We start from the raw sequence: 21722 nt of genomic DNA, 5'->3' as shown, positions 1-21722 counted from the left end.
GCTCCGGCCAGTGTCTTCTTACTTCTGGCTTTCCAGCTCTTCGCGCATCTGGTCAATCGCATCTTCCGGATCGAGCTGACCGTTGAGTGCGGGAACCACGAAGTTCTGGGTGGCCTCGTAAATCGGGCCGGCGACGCCTGCGAGCTTGGAAACCGGGTCGAAGACGGCCGTATTGGCAAGCTTCGCATAGGTGGCGTTCGGCTGCATTTCCTTAAATTCCTTGCTGTCCGTCACCGGCTTGTAGGCAGGGATGTGGCCAGCACTTGCCCAGGAGATCGAGTGCTCGTTCATCCAGGCGATGATCTGCAGCACGGCCTTCAGCTTTTCCGGCGTGATCGGCTTGCTCTCGCTGTTTGGAACAGCAAAGGAATGCGAATCCGCCCATGTGGCCTGCGTTCCCATCAGGTTGGGGATTTCGATAGCGCCCCATTCGAAGCCAAGCTCGCCCTTCTTGGCGAGATCAGTCATCGTCGGCACTTCCCATACGCCGTTGATGTGCATCGCAGCCTTGCCCGAGGTGAAAAGCGCGATCGAGGCTTCATAGGAGATCAGCTTCGGCGAGTAGCCCGAAGAGACCCAGTTCGCCATGGTCTTCAGCGCCTTTACGCCGGCATCGCCGGGCAGGATCTGGTCACCATCGATGAACTTAGCGCCCTGCTGGGAGAGCAGCGTATAGAAGACGCGCCACATGGAGCCGCCTTCATCCGTGTGCAGCGACAGCGGATATTCGACCTTGCCGGTCGCCTTGATCTTGTCGAGCGCGGCATTGAAATTGTCGAGACCGTCGAGACCCTTCGGCAGACCATCGTCGCCGAGCAGACCGGCTTCCTTCAGGATGGTCTTGTTGTAATAGAGAACGATCGAATGGACATCGAAGGGAATGCCGTAGACCTTGTTGTCGAAGGTCGCCTGCTTCCAGGCCGCATCGACATAGTTTTCCTTCTTGATGCCGGCGGAGGCCAGTTCTTCATCCGTGAAGGGGCGCAGGATGCCGGTTGGAACAGCCAGCGGATAGCGCGACATGTGATAGGTCATGATGTCGGGCTGCTGGCCGACGGCAGCTGAGGTTTGCACCTTGGTGTAAAAGGGCACGCCCCATTCGAGCGTCGTGGCATTGATCTTGATATCGGGATGGGTATCGTTGAATTCCTTGATGAGCGCCTTCATGCGAACGCCGTCGCCGCCGCTCAAAAAATCCCACCAGGTAATGTCAGTCTGTGCGAATGCGGCTGCCGAGGGCAGCAATGCGATGGCCGCCGAAACGGCGAGTTTTACAAGCTTTCTCACGTTTGTTCCTCCTCTAAAGCATGGGTTGGGCCACCCCCGTGGCTTCTGTCGCGGACCTCCTCCAAAGGCACGCGATCACGTCTCCTGCATTCCTTTCCGGTTTCCGGATTTCAGCTCCGGACCCCGTTCAATCAGCTGAGCCTTCTGCCTTCGGCATCGAAAGCCAGCATTTCAGGCACTCTCAGAGAGAGGCTGATCTTCTCCTTCGGCTGAGGCCTGCTTTCGCGGCACTCGACCGTCATCTCCGCATTGGTTGCGGTCAGCACGTGAAGATATCCGGTGCCGCCAAGCTCCTCCGTAAACTCGGCGGTGACAGGCAGCGTCAAGCCTCCGTCGCCAGCGCCAAGCCCAATATGCTCGGGCCGGACGCCGACATTGATGGCTGAGCCTTGAGCAACTGGCGTGCGCGTCGGCAGCTCGAAAGCCTGACCGGGCGCGTCATCGAGCTCGATGCGGGCGGAGCCCTGGCCAGCGGCAACGACCTTGCCCTTCAGAAAGTTCATGCCCGGCGATCCGATGAAGCCGGCGACGAACATGTTTTGCGGATCGCGATAGAGCTCCAGGGGTGCGCCGACCTGCTGGACGATGCCCTCCTTCAAGACGACGATTTTGTCGGCAAGCGTCATCGCCTCGACCTGGTCATGGGTGACGTAGATCATCGTCGCCCCGATCTGGCGGTGCAGGCGGGCGATTTCCATGCGCATTTTCACGCGCAATTCGGCGTCGAGATTGGAGAGCGGTTCGTCGAACAGGAAGACCCGCGGTTCGCGCACGATGGCGCGGCCGATCGCCACGCGCTGACGCTGGCCGCCCGAAAGCTGGCTCGGCTTATGCTGGAGATAATCGCCAAGGCGAAGGATATCGGCGGCAGCCTTTACCTTCTGCTGGATCTCCGCCTTTGGACGCTTGGCGATCGACAGGCTGAAGGCCATGTTTTCGAAGACGGAAAGATGGGGGTAGAGCGCGTAGGATTGGAAAACCATGGCGACGCCGCGCTTCGACGCCTCCCTGTGCGTGACATCTTCATTCTCAATGCTGATCTGTCCGCCGCTCGTTTCCTCGAGCCCCGCAATCATCCTCAACAGCGTCGATTTTCCGCAGCCGGAAGGGCCGACGAAAACGGCAAACTCACCCTGCTTGATCTCGATATCGACGCCGTGAATGACCGAAAAGGACCCAAACGACTTCCTGACGTCAGTCAGTTTTATTCCAGACATATATCCTCCCGATAGGCACTCCAGACGGGGCAGCCTCCTCCGCTGCCCCGGTGGCGATCAGTTCACGCCGAAGCGACGGAAAGCAGGATGAAGTGATAGGATTTTGCCGGCAGCGAGCCGGTGAGCCTGCCTTCGTCGGTGACCTGGAGGCCGGATCCTGCCGTCGGCACGATACGGTTCTGATCCTCGACGGAGTTGCGCGCCTTCAGATCGTCACCCGCCATCGTGTGATGCTGGACGATCTTCGCGCCCTTGAAGCCCTGCAGGGCGACATCGAGATCGATCGCCTCATCGAGGCTGCGGTTGATCGCAAAGAGCGCGATGCTCTTGCCGTCCTCCTGCAGCACCGCCGAGAGATCGAGATAGGGAACGTCCTGCGCTACATCGCAATCATAAGTCGGGCCGGAGGCCGAAACCGTCAGTGCCGTGCCGCGGCCGTATTTCGAAGCGAATTGCAGCGGATAGTAGATCGACTGGCGCCAGGCTGGTCCACCCGCCTTGGTCAGGATCGGAGCGATGACGTTGACGAGCTGCGCCATGCAGGCGATCTTGACGCGGTCGGAGCGGCGGATGAAGACATTGATCAGCGAAGCGACGAAGATCGCATCCTCGAGATTATAGAGCTCTTCGAGCAGCGGCGGCGCTTCCGGCCAGTCCCAGTTCTTATAGCGCTGATCGTCTTCCTTGCGGTCGTGATACCAGACGTTCCATTCGTCGAAGCAGATTTTCACGTCACGCTTCGAGCGCTTCTTCGCCTTGATGTAATCGATTACGCCGCCGATCGTGACGATGTAGCGGTCGAGTTCGATCGCCTTGGCATAGTAATTCAGCGTGTCGTTTTCCTCGTTGCCAAAATATTTGTGCAGCGAGATGTAATCGACGCTGTCATAGCTCGCGTCGAGAACCTGCGCCTCCCATTCGGGATAGGTCTTCATCTTGTCGTTCGACGAGCCGCAGACCACGGTTTCGAGCGTCTTGTCGAAATATTTGAAGGCCTTGCTGACATCATTGGCAAGCAGACCGTATTCCGTCGCGGTCTTGTGACCGACCTGCCAAGGGCCGTCCATCTCGTTGCCGAGGCACCAGATGCGGACATTGTGCGGGTCCTTGTAGCCGTGCTTGGCGCGCAGGTCGCTCCAGTAGGTGCCGCCCGGATGGTTGCAATATTCGAGGAAATTGCGGGCGTCGTTCAGGCCTCGCGAACCGAGGTTCATGGCGAGCATCATCTCGGTCTTGGCGAGTTTCGACCAGTCGGCGAATTCGTTGACACCCATCTGGTTGGTCTCGCGGGTCCGCCAGGCGAGGTCGAGACGCGTCGGCCGCTGGTCGCGTGGGCCGATGCCGTCTTCCCAATGATAGGCCGAAACGAAATTGCCGCCCGGATACCGCACGATCGGCATATCCAGATCGCGCACCATATCAAGAACGTCGGTACGAAAGCCGTCCTTATCAGCTTTTTCGTGACCCGGCTCATAAATACCGGTATAAACGGCGCGACCCATATGCTCCAGGAAGGAGCCGTAGACGCGCTTGTCGACGGTCGAGGTGGTGAATTCCCTGTTCAGGGTTGCTTTAGCCCGCATTGATGTTCCTCGTTTATTGATCTGATTTTCGGGCAAGCTATTATGGGAATTTTTATTAATCAAGCATTTTGTTTTGTATCAGAAAATCAGTTTTATTATGACGCAAGGTGGCCGAAATCCATGCAAACTGGGGATTCGGGCCTAGTCGCCGGTCTCCGCCGGGTCGTGAAAGCGACGATTAACCGACCAATCTCTTGCGTGGGAACAAATTCCGCTTCGTAACGTTTTGGGGCTCGCGACAGGAGGAGGAAAAACAGATGCCAAATGGCCAATGGAGCGAGCCGGTCGAAATCGAGTTCGACAACGCCGGATCCCGGACCGTCAAAGGCCCGTTCGACGCACTCATCTATCTCCACGACATGTGGCCGCGGCGAACGGGAGCGAAATTCGTCAAAGCAAGCAATGCCTGCAAGGGCGCCGTTGAAGGACGCGTTAGTCTGGAAACGGCAAGGGAAGATTTTCTCGCAGCGGCAGCAGAAGCGAGACTGAACACACATTGAGCCCGAGGGGCGGACGTGCACATGCGGCGTCCGCTCATATCATATTTCTGAGAAAGGAGGCGGCATGCGCGCCTTGCTGGTATCGTTGCTGACCCTGGCCGTGGCCGCCGGTTCGACAGGCCCTGCCGTATCTGCGGACATGATCCAGGGTTATGAACGACCCCATGTCGCCAAGCATCGACCGAAGCCGGTCGTTCGGGCACGCTATGTACAGCGCCGACATCTCGATTGCACGGATATGATTGTCGAATACCGATACATTCCGCGCACGGATTTCGTGACGGTATGCCATCATATCTAAGGCCTGCCGGACCGACCAAGGCTAGGCCAGATCGGATGGTGCCCTGGCTGCGATGCCACTGTAATCCACCGCAGGTCGGGGCGTCGCTTATAACCATCTGCATCGGACCTGCATCTCCGGCACCGGACGAAGCCCGATTGGACTGATCCATGTGAGGCTGAGCGCCGAAGCAAAGCTGCGACTTGGACAATTGGAGCAATCCGTCGAGCAGATCGGCTTCGGACTCGGCTTTCGCGATGCCGGCTATTTCAGCCGCTTCTTCAACAGCCACTTCGGCGAACCGCCCGGCGCCTAGCGGCGCAACATCGCAGCACAGTCGCAGAAAGGCCTCGCTTCATCCTTTGCCGCTTGGCCGTGAGGCACTCGCAATTGAGGCGACGGCCATTCAGAACGTCCGCAACTCACGCGTCAGCGTCTGGAGTTGCTTGAAGCCCTCGTAGCGCTTTGCGTGAAGATCAGCGATCGCACCTTGCGCCGGCTCATAGGTCTTTTCAACGGCCGAGAGTTTCGTCATCGCCGCGCGCATATCGCTAAACAGCCCGTCCGCGACGGCGCCGAGGATGGCCGCGCCCAAAAGGACAGGTTCCTCGGCCTTCGTCGCGATCACCGGCTTGCCGCTCGCATCGGCAAGCATCTGACGGACGAAGTCATGCTGGCCGGCGCCGCCGCTGATCACGACGTTCTCGATGGTAACGCCGGCATCGGCTTGCGTGTTGATGATTTGTCTCAGGCCATAACCGATGCCGCAAAGACCGGCGATGTAGAGTGCGACCAGACTGTCGATATCCCTCTCCATGTCGAGACCGGCAATCACTGCGCGGGCGTGCGGATCGGCAAACGGCGCGCGATTGCCGAGGAATTCGGGAACGACATGCAGGCCTGCGACGAGTTTGACGACATCGGAAGAGTGCTGCGCCTTTTGCGCGGCCATGTCAGCCAGAAGGACCGGCAGCGGAATGCCGTTGCGCTTCGACAATTCCCTGGCCTCGGCGGCAGCCGGATGGAAGGAAAGCAGCTGATCGATCGCCGCACCTGCAGCACTCTGGCCGCCCTCATTCAACCACATGCCCGGCACCATGGCTGAATAATAGGGACCCCAGACGCCGGGCACAAAAGCCGGTTTCGATGTCGATGTCATCGTGCAGGACGATGTGCCGAAAACATAACCGAGATTTGCCTGCGGACCGGTGCCGATGCCAACCGTTCCGATGCCACCAGCATGGGCATCGATCAGCCCCGCAGCGACAGCCGTTCCCGGAACGAGGCCGAGTTCACCGGCGGCAGCCGCTGTCAGGCCCTGCCCGAGCGGCGAGCCGGGCTCGGCGATCGACTGGCCGATGCGGGTAAAACCTTCGTCGGCCAATACGCCGAGGCCGATCTCATGAAAGTAGGTCGCATCCCAGCGTTTCTCGTGGGCGAGATAGGTCCATTTGCAGGTGACCGTACAGGTCGAGCGCGACAGGTCGCCGCTTGCCCGCCAGGTCAGGAAATCAGCGAGGTCGAAGAACTGCCAGGCGGCATCGAAAACCTGCGGCCGGTTTTCCTTCAGCCAAAGCAGCTTCGGCGTTTCCATCTCGGGTGAGATACGACCACCGACATAACGTAGCACCTCGTGGCCGAGCGCGTTGATACGCTCTGCCTGCGGGACAGCACGATGATCCATCCAGACAATGATGTCCCGGTTCGGATCCTCCGAGGGACCAACGGGCAGCGACCCGCCGCCCTTGCCGAGCACAACCAGCGAGCAGGTGGCGTCGAAACCCAGGCCGGCAACCGAAGCCGGATCGATACCACTTGTGGCGACGATCTCGCGAACGACGGCGCAGACCGCTGCCCAGATTTCGGTGCTCGACTGCTCGACGATCGAACCGGTCTCGTGAAAGAGCGTGATATCCCGCTTGGCGGATGCGAGCATCCGCCCATTAAGGTCGAAGAGGCCCGCACGGGCGCTGCCTGTGCCGACGTCGACGCCGATAACATGTTTGGCACCCGCTGATGGCGTGCGTGAAGTGTCGCTCATGATCTCTCGTTTCAAATCGGCAGTTTCAAGTTCTAGAACAATCCGGAACCGGACCTGTCAACCTCAGAGGTCGACACTGTTCGGCAGGATCACCAGATCGCGGACGGTGACATTGCGCGGCCGTGACAGCATGAAGAGCACCGCCTCGGCCACTTCCTTCGGCTGCATCAGGCTGCCATTGGCCAGCGCCTCCTCCATCTTGGCCCTCGGCCAGTCATCCAGCAGCGCGGTGACGACTGGTCCCGGCAGCACTGCGCCGACACGCACGCCATGCGGGGCGACCTGCCGGCGGGTCGAGTGGACGAAGGCCTGGACGGCAAATTTCGACGCCGTATAGATCGGCTCCCAGACGACGGGCACGACACCGGCGATCGAACTCGTGAACAGAATATCGCCGGACTTCTGCGCAATCATATGCGGCAGCACCGCATGGACCGAGCGAAAGGCCGCATTGATATTGAGGTTGAGCATCCGATCCCAGGCATCGGGATCGCCCTCGGCAACCGGGCCGCCGATATAGGCGCCGGCATTGGCGTGGAAGATGTCGAGCCGGCCGGCCAATTCCAGAATGCGCGGCAGCATGCCGGAGACCTGCGGGCCGTCGAGAAGATCGACGACGAGCGGCAGAGCGCCCTCACCAATCTCGCTGCAGAGAGACTCGAGCTTGTCCTTGGCACGATCGACGAGGACGACGGTTGCGCCTTCGGCATGCAGCGTGCGGGCGCATTCCAGGCCAATGCCCGATGCTGCACCGGTAATGGCGGCAACCTTGCCTTTCATGAGATTAGTCATGCGAATACTCCTTGAGAATGCGGGTCAGGCGCGGCCGTGGCTGACACGGGACCGGCGGGCAAGCGAATCGACGATGACGGCGATCGCGAGAACGGCACCTGTGATCATGTAGCGAAGCGATGAGCTGAGATTGAGAAGCGTCAACCCGTTGGAGATCGCCTGGATGACGATGATTCCGAGCAGGGCTGAATAAGCGCTGCCGCGGCCGCCGAACAGGCTGGTGCCGCCGATGACCGCCGCCGCAATGGCGTTCAGGTTCACATCGCCGGTGCCGGCCTGCTGGCTGGAAGAGGCAAGTCGCGAGGCCGACAGGATGCCGCCGATCGTGGCAAGCGTCGAGCAAAGCACGAAAGCGCTGAGATAGATGCGACGCACGTTGATGCCGGCGCGGCGTGCCGCTTCGCGATTGCCGCCGACGGCAAACATCGAGCGTCCCCACTTCGTTCGGGTCAGCGCATAGTTCAGGATGACGGCGATGGCGACGAAGAGGCCGAACATCCACGGCACGCCACGGCCGAGATTGAGATAGTAGACGGCAAATTCCAGCGCGGCGGTGAGCACGATAGCCTTGACCGCGAGAGCGCCGACCGGTGGGGAGGAGAGGTTCGAAGCCTGCCGCTGGCGGCGCTTGCGCATCTCGTTGACGACGAGAATTACGCCCGGCAATAGAGCCAGAACGTAGGATAGCCAGTCGGGCATGACGAGGATCTGACCGAAACGGACAAGCGGCGAAGCGTAAGGCAGATTGATGCTGCCAGTTGGTCCGAGGATATAAAGCTGCATGCCGAGGAGCGCGAGCAAGCCGGCCAGTGTGGCGACGAAGCTTGGCATGCCGAGCCTGTTATAGAGAACCGCGTAGAGCGCGCCGACGATAATGCCGGCAACGATCGCGACAAGGATCGCCAGAGGAATCGGCCAGCCCATGTTGACCCAAAGCACGCCGAGGATGGCAGAGGAAAGGCCGCTCATCGAGCCGACGGAAAGGTCGATTTCGCCGAGCATCAGCACGCAGACGATGCCGAGCGAGATGACGCCGACGGTGGCACAGTCAAACAGCAGGTTGACGAGGTTGTTCGGCGCCAGAAACACCGGATTGAGCAGCGAGAAGACCGTCGAGATGACGATCAGGCCGACGAAAACCGGAAGCATGCCGAGATCGCCCGAGCGTACGCGGTCGAAGAAGGCCTTGACCATGCCCATGATGTTATCGTCGTGGCGGACGCGCTCGTCGCTGCGATCGAGAGCTGCCGGCTGACTGACTGTATCGGACATTTTCTGGCTCATGCGGGCCTCCCGCTGGTTTCGTGGGCAGCACCCGTCTTGCGCTCGATGCGCCGGGAGACGGCGTTTTCGGTGGCGCCGGTAATCGCGGCAACGAGCTCCTGGTTCGACGAATCGGGCGTGAAGACGCCATTGTTGCGCCCCAGGCGCAGCACGACGATGCGGTCCGCCACGGCGCGCACGTCCTCCATATTGTGGCTGATGATGATGACTCCGAGGCCGCGCTCACGGACGCGCTCGATCAGGTTCAGCACCTCCGCAGTCTGGGCGACGCCGAGTGCGGCGGTCGGTTCGTCCAGCATGATGATCTTCGGATCGAGCAACAGCGAACGGGCGATGGCAACCGTCTGCCGTTGGCCGCCGGAAAGCGAGGCGATCGGCTCGCGCACCGAGGGGATGCGGGCGGCAAGTTCCCGGAGCAAAGTCCAGGCGCGCACTTCCATGGCAACCTCGTCGAGGCCCCATGGAGAGATTTCATGGCCGAGGAAAAGATTGGCAACGACGTCGAGGTTTTCGCAGAGGGCGAGATCCTGGAAGACGGTGGCTATGCCGAGTTCCAACGCCTTGCCGGGGCTGTCGAGCGTAACGTTCTGGCCGCAGAACTCGATCGTTCCGGAAGAGGGCTGGTGCACGCCCGCCAAGACCTTGATCAGAGTCGACTTGCCGGCGCCGTTATCACCGACCAGCGCCACGACTTCGCCGGCCTTCACGTCCAGCTCGATATCGGTCAGCGCCGACACCGCGCCGAAATTTTTGGAAATATTGTTCAACCGGAGGATCGTTTGACCCTTCTCCGGCATATCCTTCACGACCCTGCTCATGGGTGCTGCCTTTCCTGCCATGGGTCATCCGGCCGCGGCGAGCGCGGCCGGAGCTCACTCAAGCGCGTTTAGTTGGTGATGCCAAGCTTCTTGCAACCTTCGGCATATTCGCCGGTGCAGATCTGCTCGGGCGTCTGGATCTTCTTGTCGAAGATTTCAGCCTTGATGTTCTTGGCGGTCACGACGGCAGGGATGAACAGCTCCGAAGGCGTCTTGTAGAGCGTCGTCTTGGCCTCGGGCTTTTCTCCCTTGATCATTTTTACCGCCACATTGGCAGCGGCGGCGGCGACGATTTCGGACGGCTTGGAAATCGTGTTGTACTGGTCGCCGGAAATGATGAGCTGAAGGGCTGCGATCGTCGCATCATTGCCGGTAACCGGCGGAACCGGCTTCACGCCGGCAGCCTTGAAAGCGGCAATCGCACCACCGGCCGTGCCGTCGTTGGCGGCGACAACGCCCTTGATATCGGCGCCGAAGCGGGTGATCTGGCCGGCAGCCCATTCCTGTGCCTTCGGCGGCGCCCATTCCGGCGTGTCAAATTCGGCAAGCGTCTTGTAAGCGGATTCCTTGAGGCCGCGATGGATACCGTCGCGGATCAGGCCGGCGGCCGCATCGGTCGGCGAGCCGTTGATCTCGAGTACGCCAGCACCATCGGCAACGCCTGAAGCTTTCAGATGCTCGACGAGCGACTTGGCGATCGCGTAGCCGATGCCTTCATTGTCGAAGGAGACGTAATAGTCCGCCGGCTTATCCGGGATCGGGCGGTCATAGGCAATGACCTTGACGTCCTGGGATTGGGCGATTTCGACGAGGCCGGCGGCAGCGGCGGAATCGACAGGGTCGAGAACAACGACCTTGGCGCCCTGGGCGATGACCGAGTTGAACTGCTGCTGCTGCAGCGCGGCATCGGCATTGGCGTTCTGATAGATCACCGTGCACTTCGGGCACAGCTTCTCCATCTCGGCCTTGAAGCCGGGAAAATCGTGCTGCTCATAGCGGGTGGATGCCTGGTCAGGCATCAGAAAGGCGACAGTCGCGGCTTCCTGAGCCGAGGCGGCGCCGGCAAGACCCATGAAAACGGTCACTGATGCCATAAGCAAATTGTGATAATTCATTTTCTCCTCCTTGGTGTGATCGAAGACAGGCCAGGCATTGCTGGAAGTCACTACGGTTCGCCCGCTCGCCGCCGCCTTCGTCGCCACGAAAACGACGAGCAAAGCGCCCCTGCAAAAGCACAGCCTCCCCGCAGCTTCTTAGAATACCTCCCTGTACCGGCTTTTCGAACCGGCTTGTATCATCGATTGCGCAATCTTGCTCAATCGATGAAGCAAGAATTGCCACTTCTGTCGTTTGATGTCAAGTTACCGCAAACGGAGACGCGCATTTGAATCAGGTGAAGCAGACCAAGCGGACGACGATTTACGATCTGGCAGAGCTTGCCGGCACATCGGCGAGCGCTGTCAGCGCCGTGCTCAACGGCAACTGGAAGAAGCGCAGGATCAGTGTCCAGCTTGCCGAAAAGATCATGCGCATCGCCGACGAACAGGGTTATGCACTCAACATGCAGGCGAGCCTTCTGAGGCGCGAAAAGTCCCACATCATCGGCATGATCGTGCCGAAATACGATAACCGCTACTTCGGCTCCATCGTCGAAACCTTCGAAGACATGGCGCGAGCGCGCGGCCTCTTCCCAATCATTACCTGCACGCGCCGTGACCCGCAGCTGGAGGTCGAGGCGGCGCGCACCATGCTTTCCTATCAGGTCGAATGCCTGATCGCGACAGGTGCGACTGATCCTGACCGGATCACTGAAATGTGTGCGGCAGCAGGTGTGCGCAGCCTCAATCTCGATCTGCCCGGCGCCCTTGCCCCCTCGGTCATCTCGGACAATTTTGCCGGTGCGCGTGAACTGACGCGCCGGATCTTGAAAAACAGTGAGCAGAGGCTCGGCAAGATGGAGCCGTTGCTTTTCATTGGCGGGCGCGGCAGCGACCACAACACAGCCGAACGTATAAGGGGTTTTCGCGAGGCCCATGCGGATCTCGGCGTTGCAGTGCATGAGGAAAATATTCTTGCCTGCGGGTATGCACCGGAAAAAGCTGAAAAGGCGTTGGACGAGCGCGCCCTTGTCGGCAAGATCCTACCCAAGGGCATGTTCGTCAACTCGACGATTTCACTCGAGGGCGTCATGCGCTGGATCCGCCGCTCCGGTCACCTCGACGACCGCAGCCTTGTGCTCGGCTGCTTCGACTGGGATCCCTTCGTCACCCTGCTCGGCAACGGAATCGAGATGGTACGCCAGGACGTGCCGGGCATGCTGACGAAGGTATTCGAGCTTATCGAATCCGGAGCAAATAAACCCCTCGTCATCCAAGTGCCGCCGCTTATTCCGGAAGTGCAAGGCCCTTGATTGTCCAGGCCCGGCCGGACAGATGCCACGGTGCATTCGTAGTACCGAGGCAGGCCCCGTCGCAGGGCCAAGAAAGGCGCTAGGCAGGGCCCGCTTTGGAGCATGCCGGCAGGAATCCGGATTAATCCGATGCCTTAAGGTAAGCGTCGACTTTCGCAATACTCCTGTTTCTGGGATATTGACGTTCAGAAAATCGCTTTCTATGGGAAGTCGCCGACCCAGTGCGGCGGCAGCAACAGGCGTCCGGTCATACGAGGTGGCCGGGCGCTTTTCGTTTGGGAGTTGTGCCTATTTCACGGCCTCCGGCGTGAAGCGGGCATAAAGGGCGTGGCGATTGCCGGGATAGACGAAGCGCACATGCGTGACGGGGCCTGACTTGTTCCAGGTACGTCGTTCGACGACAAGGCATGCGGTCGATGCGGGGATGGAAAGCATGGCCCCCTCCTCCTCATCGACGCCGATTGCGAAGATCTTGTGCTCGGCAGCGCTCCAGGGAACCTGGCTTAAGAGCCACGGGCCGGGTGCAGTCTCCTCAAACGCCTCGTGTGCGGCTTCCGGCACGGTTTGAAGATTGATCAACCTCTTTTCAAGGCAAAACGGTTGTGTCCCCGCGTAGTGGGTGCAGATGATTTCGACGAGGCTGGAATTCTGCTGCAGGTCCAGCATCTGGCGGTCCTGCGCCTGCGCCTTCCTGCGGACGCGCTTTGCGACTTTGTAGGAATAGGCGAGATTGAGGGATTGAACTTCCGCCTTGATATCGTGGATTTCGAGCACCGCGGCCTGGGCTTGCGGCTGCATAACGAAGCTGCCGGATTTCTTGCGGCGTTCGATGAGACCGGCCTTCACCAGCTGGGTCAGGGCCTTGTTTACCGTCATGCGGGAGCAATCGTATTGCTTGGTCAGCTCCACTTCGAAGGGAATGCGGTAGCCCGGCGGCCATTCGCCCGAAACGATACGGCCCTCGATATCACTGAGGATACGCTGGTGTAAGGTCGTTTCCTTGGGTTCATTCATCATTGCGCTCCGGCTTCCCTCCCGCTGTAGCGCCTGGGAAGCGCGGAGGAAAGGTCGTCATGCTGCCAACAACTCGGTCATCGTGGCGGTGAAGCGCCGGTCGATCAGGTCGCGGCGCAGATGCCGGCCATTTTCGACCTGCTTGCGTCCGAGCGCCCAGACGCTGTCGATTGCCACATCACCGGCAAAGATCCACTGATCGAGAATCTGGCCTTCGGAAAGATAGGGGACCGCTGTGGTATCAAGCGAGACGATGTCGGCATAATTGCCTGCAGCAAGACCCGCCGGTGCCTTCAATGCCGCACCACCACCGGCTAGCGCGTCTTCAAAGAGGGCCTGGCCGGTGGAGCCGCCAGTGGTGGCGATGACATTGCGGGCGCGCAGCGCCAGACGCTCGGAATATTCGAACTGGCGAAGTTCCCCGGCAACGGAAATCAGAATATTGGAATCGGACCCGATGCCGAAGCGCCCGGCTTCGGACAAGAATAGCGGCGCCGAAAATGTCCCGTCGCCGAGATTGGCTTCGGTAATCGGGCAGAGGCCGGCAATGGCGCCGCTCCTTGCCGCCCCCCGGGTTTCGTCCGCCGTCATGTGGGTTGCGTGGATGAGGCACCAGTGCTGATCAACCGGCGCATTGTCGAGCAGCCATTGGACAGGTCTTGCGCCGGACCAGGCGAGGCAATCCTCAACCTCCCTGACCTGCTCGGCGACATGAATGTGGATGGGGCCCTTATCGGCAAGCGCAATGGCAACAGACAGTTCGTCCGGCGTGACGGCGCGCAGGCTGTGCGGCGCGACACCAATCTCTGAACCAGGAAGCCTGCCAGTGATCTTCCGGCAGCCCTCCATCAGCCGCGCAAAACTTTCGGCGGAATTGATGAAGCGGCGCTGTCCTTCAATGGGTGCCGCACCGCCAAAGCCGGAATGGGCGTAGAGAACCGGCAACAACGTCAATCCGATGCCGGTTTCGGCACTCGCAGCACCAATCCTTTCCGCCATTTCGGCGATATTTGCATAGGGGCTGCCATCCTTGCCGTGATGCAGATAGTGGAACTCGCCGACGCGGCAGAAGCCGGCTTCCAGCATTTCCATATAAAGTTTCGCCGCTACAGCTTCGACATGGTCCGGCGTCATCGAGAGCGCAAATTTGTACATGACTGTGCGCCAGCTCCAGAAACTGTCATTGGCGGGGCCGCGCACTTCCGCAAGCCCTGCCATCGCCCGCTGAAAGGCATGGCTATGGAGGTTCGGCATTGCCGGCAGCAGGACAGAATGACGCTCGTCATCCGCGTCAGGCGCGACATCCGTTTCGATTGCGGCAATGCGTCCGTCCGCAAGCGTCAGGCGCACATTCTTACGCCAGCCTTCGGCCAGCAAGGCGGCCGCCGCATGAAGTTTCGTCATGATCGCTCTCCCGTTTCGCCATTGACCGCTTCGCTTGCCTTTATGCGAAAGGCCATAAATTTCTACTTGTCACCCCTTTTATTATGTATATACATATTCAGCCATAAGGAAAGGCGTAAAGCTGATGAGTGGGAACAAATTTTCCGGATTGGGCCACAAGTCGAGCGCTCGCGCGCTATGGCGCAATGCACGCCTTGCGACCCTGCGGGAGGATCTGCCGGGACTTGGCATTATCGAGAAAGGCGCCGTCGTCTGTGAAGGTGGGCGCATCCTCTATGCCGGGCCGGAAGCCGAACTGCCGTCCTGGCTGATCGAGGCGGCCGACATTACCGACCTTGAAGGCCGCTGGGTCACACCCGGCCTCGTCGACTGCCATACCCACATCGTCTATGGCGGCAACCGCGCGCGGGAATTCGAGATGCGGCTCGAAGGCGCGACCTATGAAGAAATCGCACGCGCCGGCGGCGGCATCGTCTCCTCCGTGAAGGCAACCAACGCGCTGTCCGTCGAAGGCCTCGTCAGGGCCGCGCTGCCGCGGCTCGACACGCTGATCTCGGAAGGTCTGACCACCATCGAGGTCAAGTCCGGTTACGGGCTTAATATCGAGGCAGAACTGAAGATGCTGCGCGCCGCCCGCGCGCTCGCAGACCACCGGCCGGTGCGGGTCATCACCTCCTATCTCGGCGCCCATGCAACTCCCGTCGAATACGAGGGACGGAACCAGGATTACATTTCCGATGTCGTCCTGCCGGGCCTGAAGAGGGCACGTGCCGAAGGCCTCGTCGACGCCGTCGACGGCTTCTGCGAAGGCATCGCCTTCTCGGTCGATGAGATCGCACGGGTCTTCGACAAGGCCCGTTCCCTCGGTATTCCCGTCAAGCTCCATGCCGAACAGCTCTCCAATCTCGGCGGCGCGAAACTTGCAGCCTCCTATGGCGCGCTTTCGGCCGATCATCTGGAATATCTGGATGAAGATGGCACGCAGGCAATGGCGGCGGCCGGCACGGTTGCGGTTCTGCTCCCGGGCGCCTTCTACGCCATCAACGAGAAACAGAAACCGCCGGTTCAGGCCTTGAGGCAGGCCGGCGTGCACATCGCAATTGCCACGGACTGCAATCCCGGTACCTCGCCGCTCACGTCCATGCTGCTCACCATGAACATGTCGGCGACGCTGTTCAGACTGACGGTGGAAGAATGCATCGCCGGCGCAACCCGCGAAGGCGCCCGCGCCCTCGGCCTGCTTAGCGAGACCGGCACGATCGAAGCCGGCAAGTCCGCTGATCTGGCGATCTGGGATATCGAGAGCCCCGCCGAGCTCGTCTATCGCATCGGCTTCAACCCGCTTCACACACATATCTTCAAGGGCCAGAGGATCGACCGATGACCATTACCCTGCATCCAGGCTCCGTTTCACTTCAGGATCTCGCAACCATCTACTGGACGGGCGTTCCGGCAAAACTCGACCCGTCCTTTGATGCGGGGATCCTCAAGGCGGCGAAACGTATTGCCGAGATCGCCGCCGGCAATGCGCCGGTCTACGGCATCAATACCGGCTTCGGTAAACTTGCCTCGATCAAGATCGATAGCGCCGATGTGGCAACGCTGCAGCGCAATCTCATCCTTTCCCATTGCTGCGGCGTCGGCGAGCCGCTGCCGGAAAATGTCGTGCGTCTCATCATGGCGCTGAAGCTCGTTTCGCTCGGCCGCGGCGCCTCCGGCGTGCGGCTCGACATCGTGCGGCTGATCGAAGCGATGATGGCGCGCGGAGTCATTCCGGTCATCCCGGAAAAAGGCTCGGTCGGCGCCTCCGGCGATCTTGCCCCGCTTGCCCATATGACGGCCGTGATGATGGGCCACGGCGAGGCCTTCTTCGGAGGCGAAAGGCTGCATGGTGCAACGGCGCTTGTCAAAGCCGGGCTGCAACCGATGGTGCTTGCCGCCAAGGAAGGCCTGGCGATGATCAACGGCACGCAAACCTCGACGGCCCTTGCGCTCGCCGGTCTCTTCCGTGCGCACCGGGCCGCACAATCGGCGCTGATTACCGGCGCCATGTCGACGGATGCGGCCATGGGCTCATCGGCGCCGTTCCATCCCGATATCCATACGCTCCGCGGCCATCGCGGCCAGATCGATACGGCGGCTGCCCTGCGCGCGCTGCTCGAAAATTCGCCGATCCGCCAGAGCCATATCGAAGGCGACGAGCGCGTACAGGATCCCTATTGCATCCGTTGCCAGCCACAGGTCGACGGCGCCTGCCTTGATCTGTTGCGCTCGGTTGCCCGCACGCTGGAGATCGAAGCCAATGCGGTGACCGACAATCCGCTGGTGCTCTCTGACAATTCGGTCGTCTCCGGCGGCAATTTCCACGCCGAGCCTGTTGCCTTCGCCGCCGATCAGATCGCCCTTGCGATCTGCGAGATCGGCGCGATCGCCCAGCGCCGCATCGCGCTGCTCGTCGATCCCGCCCTTTCCTACGGCCTGCCGGCCTTCCTCGCAAAGAAGCCGGGCCTGAATTCCGGCCTGATGATCGCCGAAGTCACCTCCGCCGCGCTGATGAGCGAGAACAAGCAGATGTCGCACCCGGCCTCCGTCGATTCGACACCGACTTCGGCCAACCAGGAAGACCATGTGTCGATGGCCTGCCATGGCGCGCGCCGGCTTCTGCCAATGACCGAAAATCTCTTTGCGATCGTCGGCATCGAGGCGCTCACCGCCGCGCAAGGGGTGGAGCTTCGCGCCCCGCTTGCGACCAGCCCCGAGCTCAAGAAGGCGATCGCCGCCATTCGCGCCGCCGTGCCGTCGCTGGAGGAAGACCGCTACATGGCGAACGATCTAAGGGCGGCAACGGTGCTCGTTGCCGGCGGTGGTCTCAACGCATCCGTTTCAAGCGGTATCTTGCCCGCTCTGGAGGTTTGACATGCCTGTTTTCGAGGTCAAGCAAGGCACTTCCCCCGTCATTCTCGGCTTTCCCCATACCGGTACCGAAGTCCCTTCCGATATCTGGGAGCGCCTTGATGATAACGGCCGGCTGCTTGCCGATACCGACTGGCACATCCACCGGCTCTATGACGGGTTGCTCGACAATCCGACGACGGTGCGCGCGACTTTCCATCGCTATGTGATCGATGCCAACAGGGACCCTTCCGGCACCAGCCTCTATCCCGGCCAGAACACGACCGGGCTGATCCCGGAGACGGATTTCGACGGCAAGGCGATCTGGAAGGATGGGGCAGCGCCGAACGAGGCCGATATCGCCGTCAGGCTGCGCGATTTTCATGCGCCCTACCATGCCGCCCTTGCAGCCGAGATTGAACGCGTGAAATCCATTCATGGCATCGCCATTCTCTACGACTGCCACTCCATCCGCTCCCACATTCCTTTCCTCTTCGAGGGCAAGTTGCCGGATTTCAACATCGGCACGGATATGGGCAAGACTTGCGATCCGGCGATCGAGCAGGCGGCCATCGCCATTGCATCCGCTGCGGCAGGTTATGACAGCATCCTCAACGGCCGCTTCAAGGGCGGCTGGACGACGCGCCATTACGGCAAGCCGGCAACCGGCGTCCACGCCATCCAGATGGAACTGGCCCAATCCACGCATCTTGCAACCGAAGAGCCTCCCTTCGCCTATGACGGTGAGGAGGCGGACAATCTGCGCATTCATCTCAAATCCATTCTGACGCGGATCGAAGAGATCGCGCTTGGTCTGAAACGCTAAAAAGGGAACATCATCATGACCGTAAACCCGCGCCACAATATCCGCGAAATCCGTGCGCCCCGCGGGCCAGAGCTCAATGCGAAGAGCTGGATGACCGAAGCGCCGTTGCGCATGCTCATGAACAATCTCGACCCTGACGTTGCCGAAAACCCGCATGAGCTCGTCGTCTATGGCGGCATTGGCCGCGCCGCCCGCACCTGGGATGATTTCGACCGCATCGCCGCCACGCTGAAGACGCTGAACGAGGACGAGACGCTGCTGGTGCAGTCCGGCAAGCCGGTCGGCGTCTTCCGCACCCACAAGGATGCGCCGCGCGTGCTCATCGCCAATTCCAACCTCGTACCGCACTGGGCGACCTGGGACCATTTCAACGAGCTCGATAAAAAGGGCCTTGCCATGTACGGCCAGATGACGGCCGGCTCATGGATCTATATCGGCACGCAGGGCATCGTTCAGGGCACTTACGAAACCTTCGTCGAAGCGGGGCGCCAGCACTATAATGGCGACCTCAAGGGCAAGTGGATCCTGACCGGCGGCCTTGGCGGCATGGGCGGCGCCCAGCCGCTCGCAGCCGTCATGGCCGGCGCTTGCTGCCTGGCCGTCGAATGCGATGAGACCCGCATCGATTTCCGCCTGCGCACCCGCTATGTCGACGAAAAGGCCCATACGCTGGACGAGGCGCTGGAAAAGATCGAGCGCTGGACCAGGGCCGGCGAAGCAAAGTCGGTCGGTCTTCTCGGCAATGCCGCCGAAATCTTCCCGGAACTGGTGGCCCGCATGCAGGCCGGCGGTCCACGCCCCGATATCGTCACCGACCAGACCTCGGCCCATGATCCGCGCAACGGCTACCTGCCGGTCGGCTGGAGCGTCGCCGAAGCCAAGGCCAAGCGCGAAACCGATCCGAAGGCCGTGGAAGCAGCTGCCCGCGCCTCGATGAAGGCGCATGTCGAGGCGATGGTCGCCTTCTGGGATGCCGGCGTTCCCACACTCGACTATGGCAACAATATCCGCCAGGTCGCCAAGGACGAGGGTCTGGAAAACGCCTTCGCCTTCCCGGGCTTCGTACCGGCCTATATCCGCCCGCTCTTCTGCCGCGGCATTGGCCCGTTCCGCTGGGCGGCCCTCTCGGGTGATCCAGAAGACATCTACAAGACCGACGCCAAGGTGAAGGAACTCCTGCCCGACAACAAGCACCTCCACAACTGGCTCGACATGGCCAGGGAGCGCATCGCCTTCCAGGGCCTGCCCGCCCGCATCTGCTGGGTCGGTCTCGGCGACCGCCACAAGCTCGGCCTTGCTTTCAACGAGATGGTCAAGAACGGCGAGCTGAAAGCGCCCGTCGTCATCGGCCGCGACCACCTCGATTCCGGTTCCGTCGCTTCGCCGAACCGCGAGACGGAAGCAATGAAGGACGGCTCGGATGCTGTCTCCGACTGGCCGCTCCTGAACGCGCTGCTCAACACCGCGTCGGGCGCCACCTGGGTATCGCTGCATCACGGTGGCGGCGTCGGCATGGGCTTCTCGCAGCATTCCGGCATGGTCATTTGCGCCGACGGTACTGACGATGCGGCCCGCCGTCTTGGAAATGTTCTCTGGAACGATCCGGCGACCGGTGTCATGCGCCATGCCGATGCCGGCTACGACATCGCGATCGATTGCGCCAAGGACAAGGGCCTGCGCCTGCCCGGCATCCTAGGAAACTGAGCCATGAAGATCCTGCGCGCCGCCGATCACAAACGCATGCCGTGGAAGAACGGCGGCGGAGAAACGGTGGAACTCGCCGTTTCGCCGCCGGACGCGGGGCTTGCCGGCTTTGACTGGCGGGTCAGCATGGCAACCGTTGCCGCCGACGGCCCCTTCTCCGTCTTTCCCGGGATCGACCGCACACTGTCGATCCTGGAGGGCGATGGCATGCACCTCTTCATAGAAGGTCGCGCGCCGGTGCTTCTGACGCAGGAAAGCGATCCATTTTTCTTTCCGGCAGATGTTCCCGTTAGCGCCGAATTGACGGATGGCACAATCACCGATCTCAACGTGATGACCCGTCGGGACAGGCTCCGGCATAACGTGCTTCGCCTCGCAGTCGACGGGCGGCAAGAACTGCCCCTGACTGGCGAGCAGTCGCTTCTCTTTTGCCATCGCGGCCATACGGACGTTAATCTTGCGAAAGACAAGATCGCTCTCGTCGCGGGCGATGCGATGCTCCTCGAAGAGGCCGTCGGTGGATCCCTGCAATTCCACGGCAATGCCCTGCTCTACGCGATCACCATCGCGGCAATCTGATGGCGTTTTATCCCGCCGCAGCGCCATCATAATGTCTAGACAAAACAATTCGGGCATGCGTTAAATACATTTAATGGGCACCCAGCAAGGGCGCCTAAAATAAGAGCAGGGAAATTCGGATCATGAAAAAAACTGGGATGTTTGCCGCCGCTTTTGCAGCGGTCCTCGCCGCAACAGCCGCTCACGCCGCAGATACCAAAGTCGCGATCGGCATTTCTGGCTGGACCGGTTTTGCACCGCTCACACTTGCCAAGGAAGCCGGCATCTTCAAGAGGCACGGGCTTGACGTCACCATCACCAAGGTGCCCCAGGCGAGCCGGCATCTGGCGCTCGCTTCCGGCGACATTCAGTGCGCCGCAACCACGGTGGAAACCTGGATCGTCTGGAACGCGGCCGGTGTCGCCACCACGCAGATCTTCCAGCTCGACGTCTCGCATGGCGCAGACGGTATCGCGGCAAAGCCCGGCATCGACAAAGTTTCCGATCTCAAGGGCAAGTCGGTTGCCGCATCGGCACCAGGCACGTCACCCTATTTTCTGCTCGCCTTCATCCTCGCCAAGAATGGCCTCAGCATGAAGGACGTGAAGGTCGTCAACATGGAGCCGGGTCCGGCAGCCCAGGCGCTGCTGGCCGGCCAGAATGATGCGGCTGTCACCTATGAGCCCTATCTCTCCAGCGTTCGAAATGCGCCGGACAAGGGCAAGATCATTGCGACGACCCTCGACTATCCCGCCGTCATGGACACGTTCGGCTGCACCACGGCCTTCCTGAAGGGCAATCCGGAAGCCGCCAAGGCGCTGGCCGCCAGCTATTACGACGCGCTCGAGATGATCAAGACGGACAAGGACAAGTCGTTCGAGATCATGGGCAAGGATGTGAAGCAGTCCGGCAAGGAATTCGGAGAATCGGCCGCCTACCTCGAATGGCAGGACAAGGCCGCGGCTCAGAACTTCTTCAAGACCACCTTCAAGAGCTTTAATGAAGAAGCAGCGGATCTTCTGCTGCAGGCTGGCGTCATCAAGGCAAAACCGGACCTTTCGACGCTCGCCGACCCCTCCTTCATTCAATAACAGGCACGAATGCCTGGGAGC

The 21722-nt window shown here is 60.8% G+C and carries 19 protein-coding genes and 1 pseudogene; 10 read left to right on the top strand and 10 right to left on the bottom strand.

Annotated elements, in window-relative coordinates; genetic code table 11:
• Positions 1-18 precede the first annotated feature (18 nt).
• The 3 genes from FHT78_RS08150 to FHT78_RS08140 all read right to left on the bottom strand — a co-directional run bounded on the left by FHT78_RS08150 (position 19) and on the right by FHT78_RS08140 (position 4087).
• A complete protein-coding gene (locus FHT78_RS08150) occupies positions 19-1287 on the bottom strand; it encodes an ABC transporter substrate-binding protein (protein WP_183742398.1) in 1269 nt (422 codons plus the stop codon).
• A gap of 131 nt (positions 1288-1418) precedes the next feature.
• Entirely contained in the window at positions 1419-2504 is a 1086-nt protein-coding gene (ugpC, locus tag FHT78_RS08145; RefSeq protein ID WP_183742396.1) for a sn-glycerol-3-phosphate ABC transporter ATP-binding protein UgpC, read from the bottom strand.
• A 62-nt stretch (positions 2505-2566) separates the two neighbouring features.
• The gene (locus FHT78_RS08140) at positions 2567-4087 is read right to left on the bottom strand and encodes an alpha-N-arabinofuranosidase (protein ID WP_183742394.1); all 1521 of its coding nucleotides are present in this window, start codon (positions 4085-4087) and stop codon (positions 2567-2569) included.
• 257 nt (positions 4088-4344) lie between these two features.
• On the opposite strand from FHT78_RS08140, the gene FHT78_RS08135 reads away from it, so the two are divergent.
• The 3 genes and pseudogenes from FHT78_RS08135 to FHT78_RS08125 all read left to right on the top strand — a co-directional run.
• The gene (locus FHT78_RS08135; RefSeq protein ID WP_183742392.1) at positions 4345-4587 is read left to right on the top strand and encodes a DUF982 domain-containing protein; all 243 of its coding nucleotides are present in this window, start codon (positions 4345-4347) and stop codon (positions 4585-4587) included.
• 64 nt (positions 4588-4651) lie between these two features.
• On the top strand, positions 4652-4888 hold the full coding sequence (locus tag FHT78_RS08130; protein WP_183742390.1) for a hypothetical protein: 237 nt from the start codon (positions 4652-4654) through the stop codon (positions 4886-4888).
• Between the two features lie 94 nt (positions 4889-4982).
• A pseudogene (locus FHT78_RS08125) lies at positions 4983-5183 on the top strand (helix-turn-helix domain-containing protein); the annotation flags it as partial.
• 90 nt (positions 5184-5273) lie between these two features.
• Here the strand turns inward: FHT78_RS08125 and FHT78_RS08120 are convergent.
• The 5 genes from FHT78_RS08120 to FHT78_RS08100 form a co-directional block, all read right to left on the bottom strand.
• Entirely contained in the window at positions 5274-6908 is a 1635-nt protein-coding gene (locus tag FHT78_RS08120; protein ID WP_183742389.1) for an FGGY-family carbohydrate kinase, read from the bottom strand.
• Positions 6909-6971: 63 nt separating this feature from the next.
• A complete protein-coding gene (locus FHT78_RS08115; protein ID WP_183742387.1) occupies positions 6972-7700 on the bottom strand; it encodes an SDR family oxidoreductase in 729 nt (242 codons plus the stop codon).
• Positions 7701-7724: 24 nt separating this feature from the next.
• The gene (locus tag FHT78_RS08110) at positions 7725-8984 is read right to left on the bottom strand and encodes a sugar ABC transporter permease (protein WP_183742385.1); all 1260 of its coding nucleotides are present in this window, start codon (positions 8982-8984) and stop codon (positions 7725-7727) included.
• A complete protein-coding gene (locus FHT78_RS08105; protein ID WP_210278494.1) occupies positions 8981-9802 on the bottom strand; it encodes an ATP-binding cassette domain-containing protein in 822 nt (273 codons plus the stop codon). Before FHT78_RS08105 ends, FHT78_RS08110 begins: the two co-directional genes overlap by 4 nt.
• 68 nt (positions 9803-9870) lie before the next feature.
• Positions 9871-10917 (bottom strand): sugar ABC transporter substrate-binding protein, encoded by a 1047-nt coding sequence (locus FHT78_RS08100; protein ID WP_183742383.1) that lies wholly within the window; start codon positions 10915-10917, stop codon positions 9871-9873.
• A 269-nt stretch (positions 10918-11186) separates the two neighbouring features.
• Between FHT78_RS08100 and FHT78_RS08095 the strand changes: the two genes are divergently transcribed.
• On the top strand, positions 11187-12212 hold the full coding sequence (locus FHT78_RS08095) for a LacI family DNA-binding transcriptional regulator (RefSeq protein ID WP_183742381.1): 1026 nt from the start codon (positions 11187-11189) through the stop codon (positions 12210-12212).
• 288 nt (positions 12213-12500) lie between these two features.
• On the opposite strand, the gene hutC is transcribed toward FHT78_RS08095, so the two are convergent.
• Positions 12501-13226 (bottom strand): histidine utilization repressor, encoded by a 726-nt coding sequence (gene hutC, locus FHT78_RS08090; protein ID WP_183743436.1) that lies wholly within the window; start codon positions 13224-13226, stop codon positions 12501-12503.
• 57 nt (positions 13227-13283) lie between these two features.
• Positions 13284-14630, bottom strand: coding sequence for a formimidoylglutamate deiminase (locus FHT78_RS08085; protein WP_183742379.1), 1347 nt, complete (start codon positions 14628-14630; stop codon positions 13284-13286).
• A 124-nt stretch (positions 14631-14754) separates the two neighbouring features.
• Here FHT78_RS08085 and hutI point away from each other — a divergent pair, with 124 nt between their 5' ends.
• From hutI to FHT78_RS08055, 6 genes are all read left to right on the top strand, one after another.
• Positions 14755-16014 (top strand): imidazolonepropionase, encoded by a 1260-nt coding sequence (gene hutI / locus FHT78_RS08080; RefSeq protein WP_183742377.1) that lies wholly within the window; start codon positions 14755-14757, stop codon positions 16012-16014.
• Complete coding sequence (hutH, locus tag FHT78_RS08075; protein ID WP_183742375.1) at positions 16011-17546, top strand: histidine ammonia-lyase; 1536 nt, start codon at positions 16011-16013, stop codon at positions 17544-17546. The genes hutI and hutH overlap by 4 nt, the downstream gene beginning before the upstream one ends.
• 1 nt (position 17547) lies before the next feature.
• Complete coding sequence (hutG, locus tag FHT78_RS08070) at positions 17548-18348, top strand: N-formylglutamate deformylase (RefSeq protein ID WP_183742373.1); 801 nt, start codon at positions 17548-17550, stop codon at positions 18346-18348.
• Between the two features lie 15 nt (positions 18349-18363).
• The gene (gene hutU / locus FHT78_RS08065; protein WP_183742371.1) at positions 18364-20052 is read left to right on the top strand and encodes a urocanate hydratase; all 1689 of its coding nucleotides are present in this window, start codon (positions 18364-18366) and stop codon (positions 20050-20052) included.
• 3 nt (positions 20053-20055) lie between these two features.
• Positions 20056-20631 carry a HutD family protein gene (locus tag FHT78_RS08060; RefSeq protein ID WP_183742368.1) on the top strand — a complete coding sequence of 192 codons (576 nt, stop codon included), beginning with the start codon at positions 20056-20058 and terminating at the stop codon, positions 20629-20631.
• Positions 20632-20753: 122 nt separating this feature from the next.
• Positions 20754-21701, top strand: coding sequence for an ABC transporter substrate-binding protein (locus tag FHT78_RS08055; RefSeq protein ID WP_183742366.1), 948 nt, complete (start codon positions 20754-20756; stop codon positions 21699-21701).
• The last annotated feature ends 21 nt before the right edge of the window (positions 21702-21722 follow it).

The sequence above is a fragment of the Rhizobium sp. BK196 genome, from assembly GCF_014193255.1.
GTDB lineage: Bacteria > Pseudomonadota > Alphaproteobacteria > Rhizobiales > Rhizobiaceae > Rhizobium.
Note: the sequence above shows the minus strand (reverse complement) of the source record. Positions and strands in the feature narration are given on the sequence as shown.

Excerpts from the sequence above, each read along its gene's own strand:
- ugpC (WP_183742396.1), bottom strand. The coding sequence starts at position 2,504 with ATGTCTGGAATAAAACTGACTGACGTCAGGAAGTCGTTTGGGTCCTTT.
- FHT78_RS08140 (WP_183742394.1), bottom strand. The coding sequence starts at position 4,087 with ATGCGGGCTAAAGCAACCCTGAACAGGGAATTCACCACCTCGACCGTC.
- FHT78_RS08135 (WP_183742392.1), top strand. The coding sequence starts at position 4,345 with ATGCCAAATGGCCAATGGAGCGAGCCGGTCGAAATCGAGTTCGACAAC.
- FHT78_RS08130 (WP_183742390.1), top strand. The coding sequence starts at position 4,652 with ATGCGCGCCTTGCTGGTATCGTTGCTGACCCTGGCCGTGGCCGCCGGT.
- FHT78_RS08120 (WP_183742389.1), bottom strand. The coding sequence starts at position 6,908 with ATGAGCGACACTTCACGCACGCCATCAGCGGGTGCCAAACATGTTATC.
- FHT78_RS08115 (WP_183742387.1), bottom strand. The coding sequence starts at position 7,700 with ATGACTAATCTCATGAAAGGCAAGGTTGCCGCCATTACCGGTGCAGCA.
- FHT78_RS08110 (WP_183742385.1), bottom strand. The coding sequence starts at position 8,984 with ATGAGCCAGAAAATGTCCGATACAGTCAGTCAGCCGGCAGCTCTCGAT.
- FHT78_RS08105 (WP_210278494.1), bottom strand. The coding sequence starts at position 9,802 with ATGAGCAGGGTCGTGAAGGATATGCCGGAGAAGGGTCAAACGATCCTC.
- FHT78_RS08100 (WP_183742383.1), bottom strand. The coding sequence starts at position 10,917 with ATGAATTATCACAATTTGCTTATGGCATCAGTGACCGTTTTCATGGGT.
- hutC (WP_183743436.1), bottom strand. The coding sequence starts at position 13,226 with ATGAATGAACCCAAGGAAACGACCTTACACCAGCGTATCCTCAGTGAT.
- FHT78_RS08085 (WP_183742379.1), bottom strand. The coding sequence starts at position 14,630 with ATGACGAAACTTCATGCGGCGGCCGCCTTGCTGGCCGAAGGCTGGCGT.
- hutI (WP_183742377.1), top strand. The coding sequence starts at position 14,755 with ATGAGTGGGAACAAATTTTCCGGATTGGGCCACAAGTCGAGCGCTCGC.
- hutH (WP_183742375.1), top strand. The coding sequence starts at position 16,011 with ATGACCATTACCCTGCATCCAGGCTCCGTTTCACTTCAGGATCTCGCA.
- hutG (WP_183742373.1), top strand. The coding sequence starts at position 17,548 with ATGCCTGTTTTCGAGGTCAAGCAAGGCACTTCCCCCGTCATTCTCGGC.
- hutU (WP_183742371.1), top strand. The coding sequence starts at position 18,364 with ATGACCGTAAACCCGCGCCACAATATCCGCGAAATCCGTGCGCCCCGC.
- FHT78_RS08060 (WP_183742368.1), top strand. The coding sequence starts at position 20,056 with ATGAAGATCCTGCGCGCCGCCGATCACAAACGCATGCCGTGGAAGAAC.
- FHT78_RS08055 (WP_183742366.1), top strand. The coding sequence starts at position 20,754 with ATGAAAAAAACTGGGATGTTTGCCGCCGCTTTTGCAGCGGTCCTCGCC.